19 protein-coding genes, 1 riboswitch and 1 other annotated feature (1 of these 21 cut by a window edge) are annotated in these 19,711 nt (G+C 63.4%); of the genes, 8 read left to right on the forward strand and 11 right to left on the reverse strand.

Features of this window, described 5'->3' with window-relative positions:
* Positions 1-33 precede the first annotated feature (33 nt).
* Positions 34-2,019, forward strand: coding sequence for a hypothetical protein (locus tag ACX3OW_RS10295; RefSeq protein ID WP_459095682.1), 1,986 nt, complete (start codon positions 34-36; stop codon positions 2,017-2,019).
* A 4-nt stretch (positions 2,020-2,023) separates the two neighbouring features.
* On the opposite strand, the gene ACX3OW_RS10300 is transcribed toward ACX3OW_RS10295, so the two are convergent.
* From ACX3OW_RS10300 to thiB, 3 genes are all read right to left on the reverse strand, one after another.
* The gene (locus ACX3OW_RS10300; RefSeq protein ID WP_459095683.1) at positions 2,024-2,662 is read right to left on the reverse strand and encodes an ATP-binding cassette domain-containing protein; all 639 of its coding nucleotides are present in this window, start codon (positions 2,660-2,662) and stop codon (positions 2,024-2,026) included.
* A complete protein-coding gene (locus tag ACX3OW_RS10305; RefSeq protein ID WP_459095684.1) occupies positions 2,649-4,241 on the reverse strand; it encodes an ABC transporter permease family protein in 1,593 nt (530 codons plus the stop codon). The genes ACX3OW_RS10300 and ACX3OW_RS10305 overlap by 14 nt, the downstream gene beginning before the upstream one ends.
* Before the next feature lie 79 nt (positions 4,242-4,320).
* Positions 4,321-5,328 (reverse strand): thiamine ABC transporter substrate binding subunit, encoded by a 1,008-nt coding sequence (gene thiB / locus ACX3OW_RS10310; RefSeq protein WP_459095685.1) that lies wholly within the window; start codon positions 5,326-5,328, stop codon positions 4,321-4,323.
* A 70-nt stretch (positions 5,329-5,398) separates the two neighbouring features.
* A riboswitch (TPP riboswitch) is annotated at positions 5,399-5,495 on the reverse strand.
* Positions 5,496-5,515: 20 nt separating this feature from the next.
* On the opposite strand from thiB, the gene ACX3OW_RS10315 reads away from it, so the two are divergent.
* Positions 5,516-6,226, forward strand: coding sequence for a thiamine diphosphokinase (locus ACX3OW_RS10315; protein WP_459095686.1), 711 nt, complete (start codon positions 5,516-5,518; stop codon positions 6,224-6,226).
* Between the two features lie 78 nt (positions 6,227-6,304).
* On the opposite strand, the gene rpoH is transcribed toward ACX3OW_RS10315, so the two are convergent.
* Positions 6,305-7,174, reverse strand: a complete 870-nt coding sequence (gene rpoH, locus ACX3OW_RS10320) for an RNA polymerase sigma factor RpoH (RefSeq protein ID WP_459095687.1) — start codon at positions 7,172-7,174, stop codon at positions 6,305-6,307.
* Positions 7,175-7,413: 239 nt separating this feature from the next.
* The gene (locus ACX3OW_RS10325; RefSeq protein WP_459095688.1) at positions 7,414-8,442 is read right to left on the reverse strand and encodes an RluA family pseudouridine synthase; all 1,029 of its coding nucleotides are present in this window, start codon (positions 8,440-8,442) and stop codon (positions 7,414-7,416) included.
* Here ACX3OW_RS10325 and ACX3OW_RS10330 point away from each other — a divergent pair.
* Positions 8,441-8,794 (forward strand): hypothetical protein, encoded by a 354-nt coding sequence (locus tag ACX3OW_RS10330; RefSeq protein ID WP_459095689.1) that lies wholly within the window; start codon positions 8,441-8,443, stop codon positions 8,792-8,794. The two genes, ACX3OW_RS10325 and ACX3OW_RS10330, sit on opposite strands and share 2 nt — an antisense overlap.
* Before the next feature lie 18 nt (positions 8,795-8,812).
* Here ACX3OW_RS10330 and ACX3OW_RS10335 read toward each other — a convergent pair whose 3' ends face one another.
* The gene (locus tag ACX3OW_RS10335; RefSeq protein ID WP_459095690.1) at positions 8,813-9,757 is read right to left on the reverse strand and encodes a hypothetical protein; all 945 of its coding nucleotides are present in this window, start codon (positions 9,755-9,757) and stop codon (positions 8,813-8,815) included.
* A 153-nt stretch (positions 9,758-9,910) separates the two neighbouring features.
* Entirely contained in the window at positions 9,911-10,480 is a 570-nt protein-coding gene (locus ACX3OW_RS10340; RefSeq protein WP_459095691.1) for a DUF1134 domain-containing protein, read from the reverse strand.
* 174 nt (positions 10,481-10,654) lie between these two features.
* On the opposite strand from ACX3OW_RS10340, the gene ACX3OW_RS10345 reads away from it, so the two are divergent.
* The 3 genes from ACX3OW_RS10345 to ACX3OW_RS10355 all read left to right on the forward strand — a co-directional run bounded on the left by ACX3OW_RS10345 (position 10,655) and on the right by ACX3OW_RS10355 (position 12,307).
* A complete protein-coding gene (locus ACX3OW_RS10345) occupies positions 10,655-11,092 on the forward strand; it encodes a YHS domain-containing (seleno)protein (RefSeq protein ID WP_459095692.1) in 438 nt (145 codons plus the stop codon).
* A 54-nt stretch (positions 11,093-11,146) separates the two neighbouring features.
* The gene (gene chpT, locus ACX3OW_RS10350; protein ID WP_459095693.1) at positions 11,147-11,860 is read left to right on the forward strand and encodes a histidine phosphotransferase ChpT; all 714 of its coding nucleotides are present in this window, start codon (positions 11,147-11,149) and stop codon (positions 11,858-11,860) included.
* A gap of 78 nt (positions 11,861-11,938) precedes the next feature.
* A complete protein-coding gene (locus ACX3OW_RS10355; protein WP_459095694.1) occupies positions 11,939-12,307 on the forward strand; it encodes a response regulator in 369 nt (122 codons plus the stop codon).
* Positions 12,308-12,342: 35 nt separating this feature from the next.
* Here ACX3OW_RS10355 and ACX3OW_RS10360 read toward each other — a convergent pair whose 3' ends face one another.
* The 3 genes from ACX3OW_RS10360 to ctrA form a co-directional block, all read right to left on the reverse strand.
* Positions 12,343-13,605 (reverse strand): RNA polymerase sigma factor, encoded by a 1,263-nt coding sequence (locus ACX3OW_RS10360; protein WP_459095695.1) that lies wholly within the window; start codon positions 13,603-13,605, stop codon positions 12,343-12,345.
* 390 nt (positions 13,606-13,995) lie between these two features.
* The gene (locus tag ACX3OW_RS10365) at positions 13,996-14,862 is read right to left on the reverse strand and encodes an alpha/beta fold hydrolase (protein WP_459095696.1); all 867 of its coding nucleotides are present in this window, start codon (positions 14,860-14,862) and stop codon (positions 13,996-13,998) included.
* A gap of 159 nt (positions 14,863-15,021) precedes the next feature.
* Positions 15,022-15,729: a response regulator transcription factor CtrA gene (ctrA, locus tag ACX3OW_RS10370; RefSeq protein ID WP_459095697.1), complete on the reverse strand. Its 708-nt coding sequence runs from the start codon at positions 15,727-15,729 to the stop codon at positions 15,022-15,024.
* A gap of 421 nt (positions 15,730-16,150) precedes the next feature.
* Between ctrA and fliI the strand changes: the two genes are divergently transcribed.
* Both fliI and fliJ read left to right on the forward strand, forming a co-directional pair.
* Positions 16,151-17,479 (forward strand): flagellar protein export ATPase FliI, encoded by a 1,329-nt coding sequence (fliI, locus tag ACX3OW_RS10375; RefSeq protein ID WP_459095698.1) that lies wholly within the window; start codon positions 16,151-16,153, stop codon positions 17,477-17,479.
* A gap of 52 nt (positions 17,480-17,531) precedes the next feature.
* Positions 17,532-17,945: a flagellar export protein FliJ gene (gene fliJ, locus ACX3OW_RS10380; RefSeq protein WP_459095699.1), complete on the forward strand. Its 414-nt coding sequence runs from the start codon at positions 17,532-17,534 to the stop codon at positions 17,943-17,945.
* 205 nt (positions 17,946-18,150) lie between these two features.
* Here the strand turns inward: fliJ and ACX3OW_RS10385 are convergent, their stop codons facing one another.
* Complete coding sequence (locus ACX3OW_RS10385) at positions 18,151-19,635, reverse strand: SulP family inorganic anion transporter (RefSeq protein ID WP_459095700.1); 1,485 nt, start codon at positions 19,633-19,635, stop codon at positions 18,151-18,153.
* 66 nt (positions 19,636-19,701) lie between these two features.
* Positions 19,702-19,711: a sequence feature (sul1 is cis-regulatory element that is thought to sense ions involved in sulfur or methionine metabolism; They are found in Alphaproteobacteria), on the reverse strand (it continues 46 nt past the right edge of the window).

Here is a 19,711-nt window from a genome sequence, read left to right on the forward strand (position 1 = left end):
GACGTCGCTGCAATTGTGAGTACCAACTGACCAATGGCGGACTACAAGGAGCTGTTGCGCCGCGCCATCTCGGCGCTGCCGGAGAATAATGGGGCCGCCCGGCGGGCGGTTTATGAGAAGGCGCGTTCGGCCCTCGTTGGCCAATTGCGCGCCATCACACCCCCGTTGCCGGCGCGTGACATCACCCAGCACCGCCTGCAGCTCGAAGATTGTATCCGTCAGGTCGAACAGGAAGCCAGCGAAGCGGTCATCACGCTGGGGCGCGAACATGCGTTGGCGCCCCATCCGATCACGCCGCCCGTTGCCCGGCCGGCGGCGGTCGAACCCGCTGCTCCACCACCCATTGCACCCAGCCGGCCTGCACCAGTGGCAGCCGAACCGGCACCGGTCGTCGAGCCCAGCCGGCCTGCGCCGGCGGCCGAGACGCCCAAGCCGGTTGAACCCGAGCCCGCGCCTGTTGCTGCCCCTCCGCCTGCCGCGATGTCGATCGAGGACATCATCTCGCAGGCTTCGAGTGCCCAGGTGACGCTGGTTGAGGACGAAGCCAAGCCGGCCGAGCCCGCCAAGCTTGAGCCGCGTGCCGTGCCCAGCATCGTGGGGCCGTCGGTGCCGGTCACTCCACTGCCACCGGCCTCCAATGTGCGGCCGCTGGAAACCCCGCTCAAGGCGCCGAGTTTCGAGCCGCGCCGCGATGCGCAGCGTCTGGCCGCCAATTCCACCGCCGAGCCGGCCCGCACCACAACCCGCATCGAGCCGTCGATGGGCGGGCAGGGCGTCGCCCGCCAGCAGGTCACCATGCCGGTCGGCGTCGTCGAAACCGAGCCGGTCGAAACGGCGCTCTCCAGTGTTCGTGAAGTCGAGGTCGAGCCCGATCCGAGCGAAGCCCAGGGCGTCATCGAGCGCGCCATTGAAACGCTGGACCGTGAGGCGCGCGGCGAAACCACGCCGCCCCCGCCCGAGCCAGCGCCGAATAGTTTTTCCATGCCGCCTGCCGAGGACAGCGACGATGCCGGTTTTGCCCGGACACCGGTGTCGCGCGGTGGCGGCGGCCTCACCATTTTCCTCGTGGTCTTTGCCATCCTGCTGGCCGGTGTCGGCGGCGGCGGCTTCTGGGCCTGGCGCGAGGGCTATGTCGATCTCGACCAGATGTTTGGCCAGGCATCGGCCCCGGTGACCGAAACCACCGATGCGGCGCCCACGACGCCGACTCTTGATCCGGTGCAGCCGGCCGATAATAGCGATGTCGCGGCGGGCCCCGGCAATACCACGCCGACGCCGACCAGCGGCGAGGCCAATTCCGGGCTTGGCGGGCTCGAACTGGAAGATCGGCTTGAGCCGACGCCCGTACCGGTGCAGCCGACGGGCAATGAAACCGTCCTGCCCGATGTAAGCGGCGGCGAAATCAAGAGCGAAGAGCGCTTGCCCGATGCGGAAGCCACGGCGCTGGCAGCGGCCAATGATCCGGCCGCCTCAGTCGATCCGGCGGTGCTGGCAGGCAGCCAGTCGCTGCTGCTCGAAGCCAGCCAGGACGGCAGCACGGGCGCCGTGCCATTCTCGGGCACGGTGGAGTGGAGCGAAGGTGTCGATGAACTCGGCCTGCCGACGCTCAAGGGCACGGCCAGCATTCCGGCGCGCAATCTGGGCGTCGACATCACCATCCGCAAGAACTCCGATCCGAGCCTGCCGGCCAGCCATCTGATGGAAGTCGATTTCAAGGTGAGCGACACCTTTATCGGCGGCACCATCGCCAATCTGCCGGGCGTGCTGCTGAAGGACCAGGAACTGGTGCCGGGCACGGCGCTGGTCGGCGCCTCGGCGCGTGTTGTCGGCAACTCGTTCCTGTTCGCGCTGAGCGCGACCCCGGCCGACGCCACCACCAACACCGATCTGCTGGAAAATCGCCAGTGGATGGATCTGGCCGTGGTTTATGGCACCGGCCGCAACGCCATCCTCACCCTCGAAAAGGATGAGACGGCCCAGGCTCTGTTCGGCAAAGTCTTCGCCGCCTGGGCGTCGTAAGCAGTCAGGCTGCCGCCAACCGCCCATCCGCCAGCATGTAGCGGCGCTGGGCCAGGGCGGCGATGTCGTCGGCATGGTGGCTCACCAGAATGGTGTGCCAGCGGTGGCGAATGGTCAGCAGCCGCACCAGGTCGCGCACCGCCAGCCGGGTTTCGTCATCCAGCGCCGAGAATGGCTCATCCAGCAGCAGCACCGGGCGTGCCCGCAACAGGGTGCGGGCCAGCGCCACGCGCTGCTTCTGCCCGCCCGAAAGCGTGCTGGCGACCTGCGCACCGATACCCTCCAGCCCGACTTCGGCCAGCGCTGCGGCGACGAGCCGGTTGGCCTCGGGTTTGGGTGTGCCCGCAGGCAGGCCCAGCGCCGTGTTATGGGCGGCGCTCAAATGCTCGAACAGGCTATCCGCCTGCAGCAACAGCGACACGGGCCTGGCCTCGGGCGGCAGCTTCAGCAGATCGGCGTGGTCGAGGATCAGGCGGCCGGCGGCTGGGGTCAGAAAACCGGCCAGCAGGTCGAGCAGGGTCGATTTGCCCGAGCCGCTGGCGCCGGAAATGGCGGTGACGTCGCCGGGATGGGCCACGAAGGAGAACAAATAGGGCGCGGTCTGGCCGGGATAGGCAAAACTGAGGTTCTCAGCGCGCAGCATCGGCGATCCTTTCGAAAAGTTTGGGCAGGCCGACAAAGGCGATAATGGTACCAATCAGCAGGATGGCGGCGATGGCGGCGGCATCATTGCTGCGATAGGAGCCCAGCGCGCGGAACATCAGCAGCGGCAGGGTCTGGAAATCCTGCGTGCCGAACAAAGCGATGACGCCCAGATCGCCCAGCGAAAAGCAGAAGGCCAGCGCCAGCATTACGCCGATATCGCGCCCCAGCAGGGGATATTCGACGGCGATAAATTGCCGCCAACCGGAGAGGCCGAGCGAGCGGATCAACTTGCCCCGGCTGCGGGCAATGGCCTCCAGCGGTGGCCCCAGCGTGGCCATGGCGAAGGGAAGTGCCAGCAGGCTATTGGCCAGGATGACGACGAAGGGCGCAGCCGTGGCGGGGGCAATGCCAAGCTGGCGTACCAGCAAGAAGAACCCCAGCGATAGCACCACAGCCGGCACCGCCAGATAGGCAAAGGCCGGCATGCCGAGCACAGTGCGCAAGAAGCCGCTCCCGGTGGCGCCGCGTCCCAGCGCCAGCGTCAAGGCCAGCATCAGGGTCAGCAGCGCCGAGCTGGCGCCGATGACGAGGCTGCTGGCCGCGGCCCACCAGAATACCGGCCGGCCCAGCAGGGCGCCGAAGCCACTGCCCAGCCCATCGACCAGCACCGAGACCAGTGGCAGCACGAAGCCGATGGTGCAGAGCGCCAGCACCAGCCATTGCAGCAGTCGCGCCGGCCCGGCATCGCGCCAGCGCGGCGCGGCGGAGGCGCCGAAACTGGCTGGGATTGGCGCCAATGCCGAGGCGGCCAGAATGACCAGCGAGCATACCGCAATCTGGGTGGCGGCAAGGCGCACCGCGCCGGTCAGGTCGAAATCCTGTCGTACGGCGGCATAGATGGCGACTTCCAGCGTCTGGTTGGCCGGGCCGCCGCCGAGCAGCAGCACGATGGGGAAGCTGGTGAAGGCCAGAAGGAAAATGATCGCTGCGAGGCCCGGCATGGTGCCGCGCAGGGCCGGCCAGTCCAGAATGGCAAAGCGCTGCCAGGGCGACAGGCCCAGCGATTGCCCGGTCTTGAGCCGGCTGGCAGGAATGGCGTCGAGCCGGGCCAGCATGATGCGGGCGGCAAAGGCGCCATCGAGCACCACATGGGCAAACAGGATGCCCGACAGGCCAAAGGCCGGATTGCCGATGGAAAAGCCGAACAGCGCCTCGCTGGCCTGATTGATCCAGCCATTGCGGCCCCAGATCGACAGCAGCCCGAAGGCGACCACCATGCCGGGGGTGACGATGGCCGAGGCGAACAGCCCCACCACCAGATCGCGGCCGGGGAAGCGCAGCCGGTTCAGCGCCCAGGCCAGCATGGTGCCGACGGCGAGCGACAGGATGGTGGTCAGCCCGGCCTGAATGGAGGTCATGCGCAGCAGATGGGGAATATCGATACGCGAGGCGCTGCCACCGCTATCGGTGGCCGCGGCCAGAATGGCCCAGAGCACCAGCCCGATGAGGGCGGCGATGGCCCCTGCCAAGGCAATGGAGGCCGCGATGCGGTAGGGGCGGTGGGGCAGGGTCAGCATGATTGCCGCCCCAACCACCGAGCTTCACCTCCCCCGTGACGGGGGAGGTGCCATTTCGTGATAGCGGCCATCTCGACGCCTACTGCACCGCTGCCAGCATCTCGTCGATCCAGGCCTGGCCGTTCGCCGCGATTTCTGCGTCGGTGAAGGTCAGGGTCTTGTCCGGCTGCGGCAGCGCGGCAAAGGTCGGATCGAGATCGCCGGCCAGATCGGCCACCGGGAACATCCAGTTGGTATGCGGGATGATCTGCTGGGCGTCGGGCGACACCAGATAGGCGAGGAACTGCTTGGCCAGCTCCTGCTGGTCGGACGATTTCAGCACGCCGGCCACTTCGATCTGCGGGTAGTGTCCCTCGGTGAACAGCGCTGCCTTGATGGTCTCGTCGCCGTCTTCGATGATGTGATAGGCGGGCGAGGTGGTGTAGCTCAGCGCCATATCGGCTTCGCCGCTGAGGAAGAGATTATAGCTCTCGCTCCAGTCGCGGGTGATGGTCAGGATATGCGGCTTGAGGCCACTCCAGATTTCCGCGGCGCGGTCGCCATAGGCAGCCTTGACCCACAGCACCAGGCCAAAGCCCGGAGTGGACGAGCGCGGGTCCTGGATGACGATCTTGACCGACTCCGGCAGGGCGATCAGTTCCTCGAACGAGGTCGGTGGCACCGTCATGGTGTCGGTGTCGTACATGAAGGCGAAATGGGAATAATCGAAGGGCACGAATTGCGCGTCGGTCCATTCGCCCGGCAAGGCCAGATCGGTGAGGCTCAGCCCGTGATCGGCAAACAGGCCCGTGGCGCGGGCTTCGCCGGCGACGGCGGTATCGAGCCCGACGATGAGGTCGGCCTCGGTGGTATCGCCTTCAAGCTGCACGCGGCGTAGCGTGCCGATGGAGCTGTCGGCAGCGATCCATTCGACGGTGCAGCCGCCGCATATGGCTTCAAAGCCGGTCTTGAGCGCCGGGCCGGGGCCCCATTCGGCGGCAAAGCCGTCATAGGTGTAGATGGTGAGCTTGGGCGTATCCTGCGCAATTGCAGGTGCGACGAACAATCCGGCAAGGACCGCAAGCGCCAGACGAGTGGATTTGACCATGGGTCATCCCTTCAATGGTGTGCGGTCATGGGTGAAGGGATATGTGTCAATGGCGTGGACCGACGAGAGGCCCTTGCCATCTCGAACTTCCTCCGCCAGCATGACCTGGTTCAGGTTCAATGGGTAACTCTCAGCTCCGGAACCCCGGAACACCCCAGCGAGACACCCCACACTTAATGAGACCATTGTGACAGTGCAAGACACTTCGGTGCCGATAGCCCATGGGCCCTTGGTCGTATGCGATGGGCCGCTGGCCATTGTGGGCGGTGGCGCGGTCGATCCGGCGCTGCTGGTGGAGCTGGCCGGGCGCGGCGTCATGCTGGTGGGGGCCGATGGCGGCGGCGATGCCATTGGCGATGCCGGGCTGCTGCCCGCCGCCATCATCGGCGACCTCGATTCGCTGCGGGACCGCGCCCGCTGGGAGGCGCGGACGCGGGTGATCCATATTCCCGAGCAGATCACCACCGATTTCCAGAAAGCGCTGTATTCCACCGACGCGCCGGTGACGCTGGCGCTGGGCATGACCGGCAAGCGGCTCGACCATACGCTGGCGGCGCTCAGCGCCGTGCTGCAATTCGCGCCGTCGCGCCGCCTGCTGCTGGTCGACGAGGTGGATGTGGCGCTGGCGGTGACCGGCTGTATCGCCTTTGAGGCCGGTATCCGCGAACGCGTCTCGATCCATCCGCTGCTGCCGATCGATTTCGTCCGCTCCAGCGGGCTGCTCTATCCGATGGACGGGCTGACGCTGGAACCCGGCGGGCTGATCGGCACCTCCAATGAAGGCACTGGCGGCCGGGTGGTCATCGAGCCGATGGACGATACGCCGTGGCTGCTGATCCTGGGCAAGGAGCGGCTGTGGGATTTGATCGCGGCAAGCCAACTGGCCGCCCAGCCTTAGTTCGCGGTGACACCGTGCAAGCGTGCAGAAAACAAAAAAGGCGGGCACCGGGCCCGCCTTTTGAATATTTCATCGCGCTCAGTTGGCGCGGGCGGCTTCCTTGACGGCGTCTTGCACCTTCTCAAAGGCCCGCACTTCGATCTGCCGGATACGCTCGCGGCTGACCTCATATTCCTGGGCCAGCTCTTCGAGTGTCTTGGGATTGTCCTGCAGGCGACGGGCCTGGAAGATCGCCCGTTCGCGCTCGTTGAGCACGTCCATGGCATTGTTGAGCAGACCCATGCGCTCGGAAAACTCCTGGCTTTCGCCAAGGCTGGTTTCCTGGCTCGGCGTGTCATCGACCAGCCAGTCCTGCCATTCGGAGGCGCCTTCGTCGGCCCGCATCGGCGAGTTCAGCGAGGCGTCGCCGGAGAGGCGGGCATTCATCGAGACCACGTCGGCCTCGGTCACCTTCAGCGTGGTGGCGATCTGCTTGATCTGGTCGGGATGCAGCGCCCCATCGTCCAGCGCGGCGATCTGCCCCTTCACCTTGCGCAGGTTGAAGAACAGCCGCTTCTGGGCAGCGGTGGTGCCGATCTTGACCAGGCTCCAGCTGCGCAGCACATATTCCTGAATGGCGGCACGGATCCACCACATGGCATAGGTCGCCAGGCGGAAGCCCTTTTCCGGCTCGAAACGCTTGACGGCATGCATCAGGCCGACATTGCCCTCCGAAATCACTTCGGAAATCGGCAAGCCATAGCCGCGATAGCCCATGGCGATCTTGGCCACGAGCCGCAAATGGCTGGTAATGAGTTTCTGGGCCGCGCCGGGATCTTCATGTTCCTTGTAGCGCTTGGCCAGCATGTATTCTTCATTCGGCTCCAGCATGGGAAACTTGCGGATTTCCTGAAGATAACGGCTCAATCCGCCTTCGGCGGAGAGCACTGGTAGATTGGTCTGGGCCATAGACACGCACCCCTTTCTGGTTCCCTCGCATTCCGCGAGCGGACAACAATCCGGCCATGGCCACAACGGCCCATCGCCAGACTACGATGGATATATAGGCGCCAATGCGGCCTTTGTAAGGGGCGGCAACCAGAAGAAACGTTACAAAGCCGTAATGGTTGCGCGCCCGTAGCGGGGCACCGATAGATTAGACGCCTAAACCGCAGTTTGGTTCATTCACCTTGTAGTGAAGGTCGGGTCTAGCGCGCAAACGCCTTGTTATAGCCATCCAACGCCTCCTGCAGCGCCTCCAGATCGGGCGGGAGCGGGGCCTCGAAGAACATTTCCTCCTTGGTCATCGGATGCTCGAAGCCCAGTTCGGCGGCGTGCAAGGCCTGCCGGCCCAGCGCAATCACCGGCTCGGCGAGGTCGGGCGGCAGCTTGTTGATCTTGGTGGCATAGCCCGAGGCATAGACGCTGTCGGCGACCAGCGGGTGGCCGATATGGGCCATGTGGACGCGGATCTGGTGGGTGCGGCCGGTTTCGAGCTGGCACTGGACCCGGGTGATGTCCCAGCCGGGATCGCCATAGCGGGCTTCGACGACATAATGCGTGACGGCTTCGCGGCCGTCCTGGCGCACCGTCTGCTTGAGCCGGTTGTTCTGGTCGCGGCCGAGCGGGACCTCAATGGTGCCCTTGGCTGTTTCGGTGGTGCCCCAGACAAAGGCGGTATAGGCGCGGTGCAGCGGGCCGCTGCGGCCATGATCGGCAAACTGCGCGGACAAATGCCGATGCGCGCGCTCGGTCTTGGCGGCGACCATGACGCCGGAGGTGTCGCGGTCGAGCCGGTGCACGATGCCGGGGCGCTTGACCCCGCCAATGCCCTGCAGGCTATCGCCGCAATGAAACAGCAGCGCATTGACCAGCGTGCCATCGGGCGAGCCGGGGGCAGGGTGGACCACCATGCCGACCGGCTTGTTGATGACGATGAGCTGATCGTCCTCATAGAGGATGTCGAGCGGGATATTTTCCGGGTGTGGTTCGGCGTCTTCGGGGGGTGGGGCAAGAAGGATGATTGTCTCGCCCGCCGTTAGCCGGTATTTGGGCTCGCTGACGGTCTTCCCGTTCATGCTGACGGCGCCGGCCAGGATCAGATCCTTGATCCGGCTGCGGCTCAGCACCGGATGGGCCTTGGCCAAGGCGGCATCGAGCCGCAAGCCGGCCAGATCGGCATCGACCACGACCTCGACTTCGTCGCCCTCGAACTCTGCAGCGGTATTTTCGGCCATGAGCGATCCTAATCAGACTGGGCCAAGCGGCCCCAAAGCGGACGAGCCACTGTCCCCCGAGGCGCTGGCAATGTTTGCCAAGGCGCGCCGTTCCTTCGGGATTTCGATCGGCATCCTGTTGCTGGGCTTTATGGCGATTGGCATCGCCCTTGTCTATCGCGTGATGCGCGACGCTCCGCCGCCCACGATGGCGGAAAGCGTTATGCTACCCGCGGGTGCCGAAATTGTGTCGGCCATGGTGAGCGATGGCGCCCTCAACGTCACCTATGTGGCGGGCGGTACAACGACGCTGGCATTGTTCGATCCGGCAACGGGCGAATTGCTGCGCGTGGTGGTGCTGGCGACGGAATAGGGTGGCAAGGGCTAAGCCCTAGCGCCCCTGGATTTCCCGTAGCGCCGTCAGCCGATCCGTCACCGAGCCCTTGCGCTGGCCCTTGGTCGGCAGCAGGTCACTGCCCTCGCTATCATCGGCGAAGCGCTGGACGCGGTCGAACAGGCTTTCCTCTTCGGCCGTGGCTGCCGGAGTTTCTGTATCGACGGTATAAACCAGCCGGCTGACGCTGGCGGCGATGTCGTTGAGCTTTTCGCGCAGATAGGCATCCTCGATCCGCTCGCTGTCCCAATCGGCCAGGATGCTGGCTTCGACATTGCCCACCTGCTGGTGCAGCGCGTCCACCTCGGCGTCGAGGCTGAGCTTGTCGGCCAGCAATTGGTCGGCCTGATCGGCGGATTTTTCCACCACGTGGCTGGTTTCGGCGAGCAGGGCATTGAGCTGGTTTTCGGCGCTGGCCATGCGCGCTTCGGCGGCGACCAGGCTATCAGCCTCGGGGGCTTCGACCGGATCAGCCTGCACTTTATGCTGGGTTTCCAACGTGTCGGCTCGCGCCGCCAACTCGCGCTCGCGCATGCGCAAGTGCTGGGACAGATCGGTATTCTCGCGTTCCAGCTCGCTCAGCCGGGCGCGCAATTCGGCTTCGCGCGTCTCCAGTTCCTCGACAATGGCGCTGTGCTGCGCGCGTTCGGCTCTCAGCGCACCAAGGTCGCTGCGCGCCTGATTAACGTCGCCCAATTGCTCGGCGAGGCGGCTGCGCAAGGTCTCGACGGTGATTTCGAGGCGGCGGGTGGAAAGGGCGAATTCGGCGCGCAACTGATCCTTGTCGGCGCGGAATTCAGCCATGGTGATGGGAGTGGCGGCTTCGATGCGGCGCTTGGTGAGGCGCACGGCGCGCTTCCACACGGCCGGCAGGATGATCAGCGACACCAGGCCGGCCATCAGCAGGCCCAGCGCGAAATACATGATGTTCTCGATGACCATCGGCCAAACTCCGAAACCGCATCGGCACGCAATACGGGCAATCCCTATCTGGCAGCATCATGGCGCGGCCGCCAGGTTTGCCAGGGTTTAACCCTAACGGTTCTGGGAGGTTCCGTCACGGCCCCGCTGCAGGTGGGGCCAGTCAGGATTGCGTCAGAAGGGGTTCCAGGTCGGCTCGTTGGTGAATTTGAGATAGCCGACATTGATGCCGAGGCGGGCGCCGACGCCGGAGCGGATCGGCACCATCACCACATTGCCGCGCTTGATCACGGTCATGCCGAAGCCGCCCATGATATAGGCCGAGCCGTCGACGCCGGCAAAACGGCCGAGCGCGTCCGGCACCTGATTGAGATTATAGACCAGCATCATCACCTTGGAGCCGTCGCCGCCGATGTCGAAGCCGATCGACGGGCCCTGCCAGTAGATATTGTACTCGCCGACATTGCGGGTGTGCAGGATCCCTTCGCCATAGCGGGCGCCGGCAAACAGCGCCCCACCGGCGTCTTCGCCCAGAATATAGCCATTTGGCAGGCCGAACTGGCTGACGGCGCGCTCGACCAGCGAGGCCAGGCCCTGCGAGGCGGAGCCAAAGAATTCCTTGCCGCTGTCGACCAGATCTTCGCCGGAATAGCTGTCGCTGAGCGAGCCCTGAGCATAGGCAGTTTGCATCGGCGCGACGAGCGCGGCCATGATGGCAATGATGAGGGCGAGGCGCTTGAACATCGAAATCTCCCGGGGGCGAGGGGCGACGCCGGCGGTTACGGAGTCGTTAAGGCTTGGACCGTAGTTTTGTCGGGCAGACTTTGGTCGCCGACAATGCCGATCATTGGGTCCATGATGAAGCAAATCTCTAAACAAATCTTAACCATGCTTGCCTTTGTTTTGCCGCTATTGAGCATGGCTAGCCTCGCTATTTTGCCGGTCCGGGCACAGTCGATGGTGACGCTGATCGTCACCGATCCACTGACCGGGGTGGCCATCTATGGCATGGACCCGGTGAGCTATTTCACCGAGTCCGACCCGCAGCTGGGGCGGGGGGATTTTGAATTTATCTGGAACAATGTGTCCTGGCATTTCGCTAGTGCCGCCAATCGCGACATCTTCCAGCGCTCCCCCGAGATCTATGCGCCGCAGTTTGGCGGGCATGGGGCGATGGGGATGGCGCGCGGCTATGTCGCTGACAGCGACCCCCGCATTTACACCGTGTTCAAGCAACGGCTGTATCTGTTCTATTCGGCCTCCAATCGCGAAGCCTTCCTGCTGGCGCCTGACGTGGCTGCCCAGCAGGCTGAGACGCATTGGACCGAATTGTCGAAGACCCTCTCGGTCAATTGATCGCCGGCCCGGCGCCACAATTTCACCTGTCCCACTTTTATGGATCACCCTCTAATGTCGGCTGAACTGATTCTTACGGAGACTGCCCAGATGGACATCATCGAGCTGAAGGCAACCGATCTGGCGGCCATGCTGTGCAGCCGTGTCTGCCATGACCTGATCAATCCCATCGGTGCTATCGGCAATGGCCTTGAAGTGCTGGCCGATCCCAACCAGACCGAAATGGCTGAAGGCGCGCGCGATCTGATCGCCAGCGCTGCCAAGCAGAGTCGGGCCAAGCTGGAATTTGCGCGGCTGGCCTATGGCGCGTCGTCGACCTCGGGCACCGATATCGACACCCGCGAATGCGAGCGCGTTGCCCGTATCCTGTTCGAGATCGAAAAGGCCGATCTTGAGTGGAATGTGCCGCTGATCCTGATGCCCAAGCACAAGGCCAAGCTGTTCATGAATCTGCTGCTGATCGCCGCCATGTCGGTGCCGCGCGGCGGGCAGGTCAAGGCCACCATCGAGGGCGAGGCCGGCCAGGAGCGGTTTGAATTCACCTCCAAGAGCGACCCAGAAAAGCGCCAAAAGACTTTGATTCCAGCGGGTTGCGTCGGATTGCTGGCGGGCACGCCCGAGGAGGGCTTCGTCGATGCGCGGGGCATCCAGCCCTTCTACACGGGTGTGTTGGCACGGATGACGGATATGGAAATCAAGATCGGGCTGGAGGACGCGCAGTTTGTCCTCACCGCCACGCCCAAAGTGGTCGAGCCCGTCGCGGCCTGAGCCGGAAATGCTAACCAATTCCTAGGATGTGCGAACGCATAATCGGAGTGTGCGTTCGCCTCAATGGAGTCTTGGGGGATGAAATCCTGCCTGATTGTCGATGATTCCAGTGTGGTGCGCAAAGTGGCGCGCCGCCTGCTTGAGGACATGGACTATATCGTCGAGGAAGCCGAAGACGGGCAGGACGCCTTTGAAAAATGCCGGCAAGAAATGCCGGATGCCATCCTGCTTGATTGGAATATGCCGATCATGAGCGGGCTCGAATTTCTCAAGCTGCTGCGGGCCTATGTTGGCGGCGAGAAACCCCATGTGGTTTATTGCACCGTCGAAAATGATATTGGCGCCATAGCCTTAGCGCTGAAGGCCGGCGCCAGCGACTATATGATGAAGCCGTTCGACCGAGCCCTTCTCGAAGCCAAATTCGAGCCGGTCGCAGCAGCAGCCTAGTGCTGCATGCTGGCAGATTTCTTGCGGTTTTCTTGTCAGGCGGACTGTTCCGCCCGCCCCATCAGATAGACCCGTTCCCGTTCATTGCGGGTCAGCTCGGCGGCGCGGCGAAATTCCAGCGTCGCTTCGGTGTGGCGACCCAATTTGCTCAACAGGTCGCCGCGCACGCCATAGAGCAGATGATAGTTCTGCAGCGTCGGATTGTCCTTGATGGTCTCGATCAGCGCCAGCGCCGCCGCCGGACCATCGGCCATGGAAATCGCTACCGCCCGATTGAGTTCGATCACCGGCGAAGGGGTGAGCTGGGCCAGCCTTGCATAGAGATCGGCGATGCGGCGCCAATCGGTATCGACGGCTTTACGCGCCCTAGCATGGCAGGCGGCGATGGCGGCCTGTAGCGCATAGGGGGCGTCGGCGCCGCCCAGGGCGACGGCGCGGTCGAGGGCGGCCAGCCCCCGGCGGATCAGCAACTGGTCCCAGCGGGCGCGATCCTGATCCAGCAGCAGCACCGGAACACCCTTGGCATCGGTGCGGGCCGGAATGCGCGAGGCCTGGATTTCCATCAACCCGATCAGCGCATGGACTTCGGCATCGTCGGGGGCCAGCCGGGCCAGGGTGCGACCGAGTCGCATTGCCTCCTCGCAGAGTTGCGGCCGCATCCAGTCTTCGCCGGCGGTGGCTGAATAGCCCTCGTTGAAAATCAGATAGAGTACCCCCAGCACCGAGGACAGGCGCTCGACGCGTTCGGCGCCGCGTGGCACCTCGAAAGGAATACCGGCCTCGGCAATGGTTCGCTTGGCGCGGACGATGCGCTGGCCGATGGTCGGCTCGGCGGCGAGGAAGGCGCGGGCGATCTCTTCGGTGGTGAGCCCGCCCAACAGGCGCAAAGTCAGCGCCACCCGCGATTCCGCCGGCAGGATGGGGTGGCAGGCGGTAAAGATCAGCCGCAGCAAATCGTCGCCGACCTCGTCATCCAGCGCCTCGACCAGTTCAGTTTCGTGATCGGGGGTGTCGTCCTCGATGAGGCGGCCGACTTCTTCGAGCTTGGTGGCGGCCATTTTGCGGTGGCGGAAATAGTCGATGCCGCGCCGCTTGGCGGTCTGCATCAGCCAGGCGCCGGGATTTTTCGGCACGCCGGATTCGGGCCAGGCCTTGAGCGCGATCAGCAGGGCGTCCTGCGCCAGTTCCTCGGCCAGCGAGATATCGCGCACCATGCGCGTCAGCCCGGCGATCAACCGCGGCTGCTCGATCTTCCAGACGCTGGTGATGGCGCGGTGAGTCTCGGACTGAGAGGTCATGGCGGGGGATGAAATCAGGATGATGTGGCGGGGGCAAGATGGTTGGTGATGAGGGGGCCTCGCGGGATCGGTGCGTGGGGCTCCACCCCCTCCTGCCATTCGGGCGTAGCCCTCATGGCCTTACGCGCTCAAATCGCTCCATCGGAGCGATTTGTCCCTGCGGGCCGCTTGCAAGTCCCCCATCAAGGGGGAGGTATCAGATCGAGTTTGGGGCACCATCTGGCCAAAACCACAGGACAGCACCTCCCCCTAGATGGGGGAGGTTGGGAGGGCGTGGGCCGAACACGCCAAGGCTGCTGATCATCCCAGTGGCTGCATCTCAGGATGGGTCCCGGCTCAAGGCCGGGATGACACCGTGTTTTTTGATGCCTCGGTGCTCAAGAACTGCCTCTACATTCCCGTGAAGCCTTCCGGGGTCTGTCCCTGCAGGAAGGGTTCGATGAGGCCGTAGAGCAGGTCGACCTGGTTGATGACGGCGGTGTGGGAGGTGGCGGGGAGGATGGCGAGGCGCGAGGGGGAGAGGGGGGCGCCCATGTCGCCCATGTCGCCGCCGCCGAGCAGGCGGAACAGGGCGACATTGTGCTCGAGGGTGGAGACATCGGCGTCGCCGGCGATGATCAGCATCGGCGCGGCCAGCGTCTTGACCTCGGCTTCCCAGGCCATTGGTTCGCTTTCCAGCGCGATGAGCTTTTCCACCACGGGGCGGAAGCCGTCGGGATTGACGGCGAGTTTTTTCCACTCGTCTTCCATCGGAGTGCCGACGAACATTTCGGGGGTCATGTTCGGAATGAAGGCGGTAAAGGCCGGCTGCCAGCCGGAGATGTCATAGGCGACCGAGGCGGCGACCAGTTGGTCGACTTTTTCGGGATGGTCGATGGCGAGGCGGAGGCCGGCGGCGGCGCCCATGGAATAGCCGAAGATATCGGCCTTCTCGACGCCCACGGCATCCATGAAGGCGGCGACGTCACTGGCGAGGTTGGGATAGGTGATGGGGCGGTCGATATCGTTGGTGCGGCCGTGGCCCTGGAACTCGAGGGCATAGACCTTATGGGTTTCGGCCAGCTTGGGGATGATGGCGCCCATGGTCGGGATATTCATATAGGCGCCATGCAGGACGATCAGCGGATCGCCGGTGCCGGACACCTCGTAATACATCTCCATGCCGTTGACCGGCACGGTGGCGCCGACCGGTTCGGACTGGGCGAAGGCGGCGCTGCTGGCAAGCAACAGGCCAGTGATGATGGCAATGCGGAACATGAAATTCTCCTCGGTGCGGCGCTGGGCGCTTCTGACCCAACGACGAGCCGGGGGCGCCGGTTTCGACAGGGTCGGGAGAATTTTTGGTGCAGGGGCAAAGAAAAAGCCCCGCGCGACTGGGTCACACGGGGCTTCAAGTAACGTCAGAGCCTGGGAGGGCTAGGCGACGTTTTCTGAATAGGTTTCGACCTCGTCCGGCTCGCGCAGCACATAGCCGCGACCCCAGACGGTCTCGATGTAATTCTTGCCACCGGTGGCCACCGAAAGCTTCTTGCGCAGCTTGCAGATGAACACGTCGATGATTTTCAGCTCAGGCTCGTCCATGCCGCCATAAAGGTGGTTGAGGAACATTTCCTTGGTGAGCGTGGTCCCCTTGCGGAGGGAGAGCAGCTCGAGCATCTGATATTCCTTGCCCGTGAGGTGGACCCGCTGGGTCTGCACTTCGACGGTCTTGGTATCGAGATTGACGGTCAGTTCGCCAGTGGTGATGACCGACTGGGCATGACCCTTGGACCGCCGAACGATGGCGTGGATGCGGGCCACGAGCTCGTCCTTGTGGAAGGGCTTGGTCATGTAGTCATCGGCGCCGAAGCCGAGCCCGCGTACCTTATCCTCAATGCCGGCAAGGCCGGACAGAATGAGAATTGGCGTCTGAACCTTGGCGACGCGCAAGGTGCGCAGCACCTCGTAACCGCTCATGTCAGGCAGGTTCAGATCGAGAAGAATGATGTCGTAGTCATAGAGTTTGCCGAGATCGACACCCTCTTCACCGAGATCGGTGGTGTAGACGTTGAAACTTTCGGACTTCAGCATCAGTTCGATGCTTTGCGCTGTCGCGCTGTCGTCCTCAATAAGGAGTACCCGCATTATATTCCCCTTGTCATGCGTTCCTGCTGGAACCGTGGGACCTGGCCTGCCCACGCCAACCCTACTGGATATGACTGAACCCTAAGTCCAAATAGTTAACAAAGTTTAATTCGGTTGGGCAATACGCAAATGCCATCCGTACAAATTAAGTCTAAGTTATTGAAAATTAACAGCAATTTATATGAATTTTTCTTAATAAAATGGTTTAAGTCGTCGCTCTAAACGACTCTTTAGACTCAAGCAATTGCAGGTCTGGCAAGGGTTTGGCGGCGGGTCCGGCCAAATGGCGCACGGACGGGTCCACCGCTTGCAATAGCGCCATTTGCTTAACGATGGGTTACTGTGTGATTCGTGATTGACCATGGTTCGGCCGGTTTGGAAACCATAAACGGGCCACCAGCGAGCGGACATTAAGCGGAACATGAAGGCGCTGATCTCGGCCATTGAGGCCATCGACGACATCGAAGTGTTCGGTCGCGTCAAATCGGTGCAGGGGCTGCTCATCGAAATTGTCGGGCCGGTGCGCGAATTGCGGGTCGGCGGCCGGGTGCAGATCGAGACGGTGAACAGCGAAGTGCTGGCCGCCGAAATCATCGGCTTCAAGGATGGGCATGCGCTGTGCCTGCCATTCGGGCAGCTCTCGGGCGTGCGCATGGGCTGCAAGGCGGTGTTCCAGCGCCATGACGGCGCGGCGTTTCCCTCGGAGGGCTGGCTGGGGCGGGTGATCAATGCCAATGGCGAGCCGATCGATGGCAAGGGACCGTTGCCGCGCGGCGCCACGGCCTATCCGCTGCGACAGAATCCGCTGCTGGCACATGACCGGGTGCGGGTGGGCGATCCGCTCGAACTGGGGGTGCGCTGCCTCAACACCTTTACCACGGTGTGCGAGGGGCAGCGGCTGGGGATTTTTGCCGGTTCGGGCGTTGGCAAGTCGGTGCTCATGAGTATGCTGGCGCGCAACACCAATGTGGATGTGGCGATCATCGGGCTGATCGGCGAGCGCGGGCGTGAGGTGCATGAGTTCATCCAGGAATATCTGGGTGAGGCGGGGCTGGCCAATGCGGTGGTGGTGGTGGCGACCAGTGACGAGGCGGCGCTGATGCGGCGGCAGGCGGCCTATATGTCTTTGGCGCTGAGCGAGTTCTTCCGCGATTCTGGCAAGCGCGTGCTGTGCATGATGGACAGCCTGACCCGTTTTGCCATGGCGCAGCGCGAAATCGGGCTGGCCATCGGCGAGCCCCCGACCGCCAAGGGCTATCCGCCTACGGTGTTCACAGAATTGCCACGATTGCTGGAACGGGCGGGTCCGGGGACTCCATTAACCGGTTCTGTTACCGGACTATTTACCGTTTTGGTCGAAGGTGATGATCACAATGAGCCCATCGCGGACGCCGTGCGCGGTATTCTGGATGGTCATATTGTGATGGAGCGCGGGATTGCCGAGCGGGGACGCTACCCGGCTGTGAACGTGCTCCGGTCCATCTCGCGCACCATGCCAGGGTGTGTGCCAGCCGAATTTCGGCCGGTTCTGGCCAAGGCGCGAGAACTCATGTCGATTTATTCCGACATGGAGGAACTGATCCGGCTGGGGGCTTACCGGAAAGGGTCAGATCCGAAAGTGGACCGCGCTATCGCCATCTATCCCGCATTAGAGGCTTTTTTGAGCCAGGAGCGGGAAGAGACGACGACGATTGCCGAGGGCTATCAAAGGCTCGCGGAGATCGTGGCCGAGGCGGGCGCGGCAGGCTGATGGGACTGGGTATGGGTCCCGGAACTGACTTGGTGTGTAAGGAGTACAGGTCTTGAAATCGCGCAGCGAGAGCCTCATTCGGCTCAAAAAGTTCCAGGTGGACGAAAAGCGCCGTCAGGTCGCGCAGATCGAGATGATGGTGGCCGATTTCGAACGCATGGCGTCCGAACTCGACCAGCAGATTGAAATCGAGCAGACCAAGACCGGCATTTCCGATGTGGCGCATTTCGCCTATTCGACGTTTGCGAAGGCCGCGCTGACCAGGCGCGACAATCTGCTCAATTCGGCCGGCGACATGAAGGGCAAGCTCGAAGCGGCCCAGGACGCGCTCGCCGAAGCCCTTGAAGATCTCAAAAAGGTCGAACTGCTCGACCAGCGCGAGCACCAGCGCGAGGCTGCCGAGCAGCTCAAGCTGGAACAGGCCGAATATGACGAAATCGGCCGGCTGCGGTTTCGCAGCCAGTAAGCGTTACGGAATTTGAAAAAAGGCCCGCAGTTTGCGGGCCTTTTTGCGTTTGGGGGCCTGATTTAGTTTTGCCGTCATTGCCGGGCTTGTCCCGGCAATCCAGCGGAGCTTCAACCATCGCTGGACCACCCGGACAAGCCGGGTGGTGACGGTGGGGAGGGGCGGTGTCCGCCACCAAACATCGGGGGTGGGGGAGAGCCTGGCGTCAGGGGCCGAGGACGCGGTCGATGGCGCCGGCTTCGTCATGCACGGCCAGCCGGTCCATGATGGTGGCGCTGGCTTCGTTCATGCCCAGTAATTCGACTTCCACCCCGGCGCGGCGGAATTTGAGGATCGCCACGTCGACGGCGTTGACGCCGCTGAGGTCCCAGATATGGGCGGTGCTGACGTCGATAGTCACGCGCTGGAGCGGTTCGGCGAAGTCGAAGGCGTCGAGGAATCTTTCGGTCGAGGCGAAGAAGAGTTGCCCCTCGATCCGGTAGTGCCGCTCCTGGCCATCATCGGACAGCGTGGTGGTGACGCGGAAAATCTGCGCCACTTTCCAGGCAAAGAAAATGCCGGAGAGCAGCACGCCGACGCCGACGCCCAGCGCCAGATTATGGGTGCCGAGCACGGTCAGCACGGTGGCCAGCATGACGATGCTGGAGCGGCGCGGATGCTTGCGCAGATCGGCGAAGGACGACCAGTTGAAGGTGCCGATCGAGACCATGATCATGATGGCCACCAATGCCGGCATGGGAATGAGCCCGACCACGTCGCCGAGCACCATCAGCAGGAATAGCAGGAAGGCTCCGGCGATGAAGGTGGAGAGCCTTGTGCGGCCGCCCGATTTCACATTGATCACCGACTGGCCGATCATGGCACAGCCGGCCATGCCGCCGAACAGGCCGCTGACCATATTGGCAATGCCCTGACCGATGGATTCGCGGTTCTTGTCGCTCTTGGTATCGGTCATCTGATCGACAATGGAGGCGGTGAGCAGGCTTTCGAGCAGGCCCACGGCGGCGACGGCAGCCGAATAGGGCAGGATGATCCACAAGGTTTCCAGCGTCAGCGGCACATCGGGAAACAGCAGCATCGGCAGGGTGGAGGGCAGCTCGCCCAGATTGGCGACGGTGCGCACATCGATCTGCAGCGCCAGCGACAGCAGGGTCAGCACCAGAATGCAGATCAGCGGCGAGGGCACGGCGCGGGTGAGGCGCGGGAACAGATAGAGGATGGCCAGACCCGCCGCGATCATGGCGTAGGTCTGCCAGGAGACGCCGATCAGCTCGGGCAGCTGGGCCATGAAAATCAGGATGGCCAGTGCATTGACGAAGCCGGTCAGCACCGAGCGGGAGACGAATTTCATGATGCCGCCGATGCGCAGATAACCGGCGCCGATCTGCAGCAGGCCAGCCAGAATGGTGGCGGCCAGCAGATATTGCAGGCCATGCTCGCGCACCAGGCTGCCCATCAAGACGGCGGTGGCGGCGGTGGCGGCCGAGATCATCGCCGGGCGGCCGCCGGCGACGGAAATCACCATGGCGATGATGAAGGAGGCGTAGAGGCCGACTTTGGGATCGACCCCGGCAATGAGCGAGAAGCCGATGGCTTCGGGGATCAGAGCGAGGGCGACGACGATGCCGGCCAGCACATCACCACGGATGTTGCTCAGCCAATCGCGCCGCAAGGTTTGGGCAAAGGTCATGTTGGGGTCCAGACGACCAAACGGAACGGGCGCCAAGGCGCGCGGATCAGTGGGTCATGTCAGCTGGAGTGTCCGG

This window comes from Devosia sp. A449 (assembly GCF_054489375.1).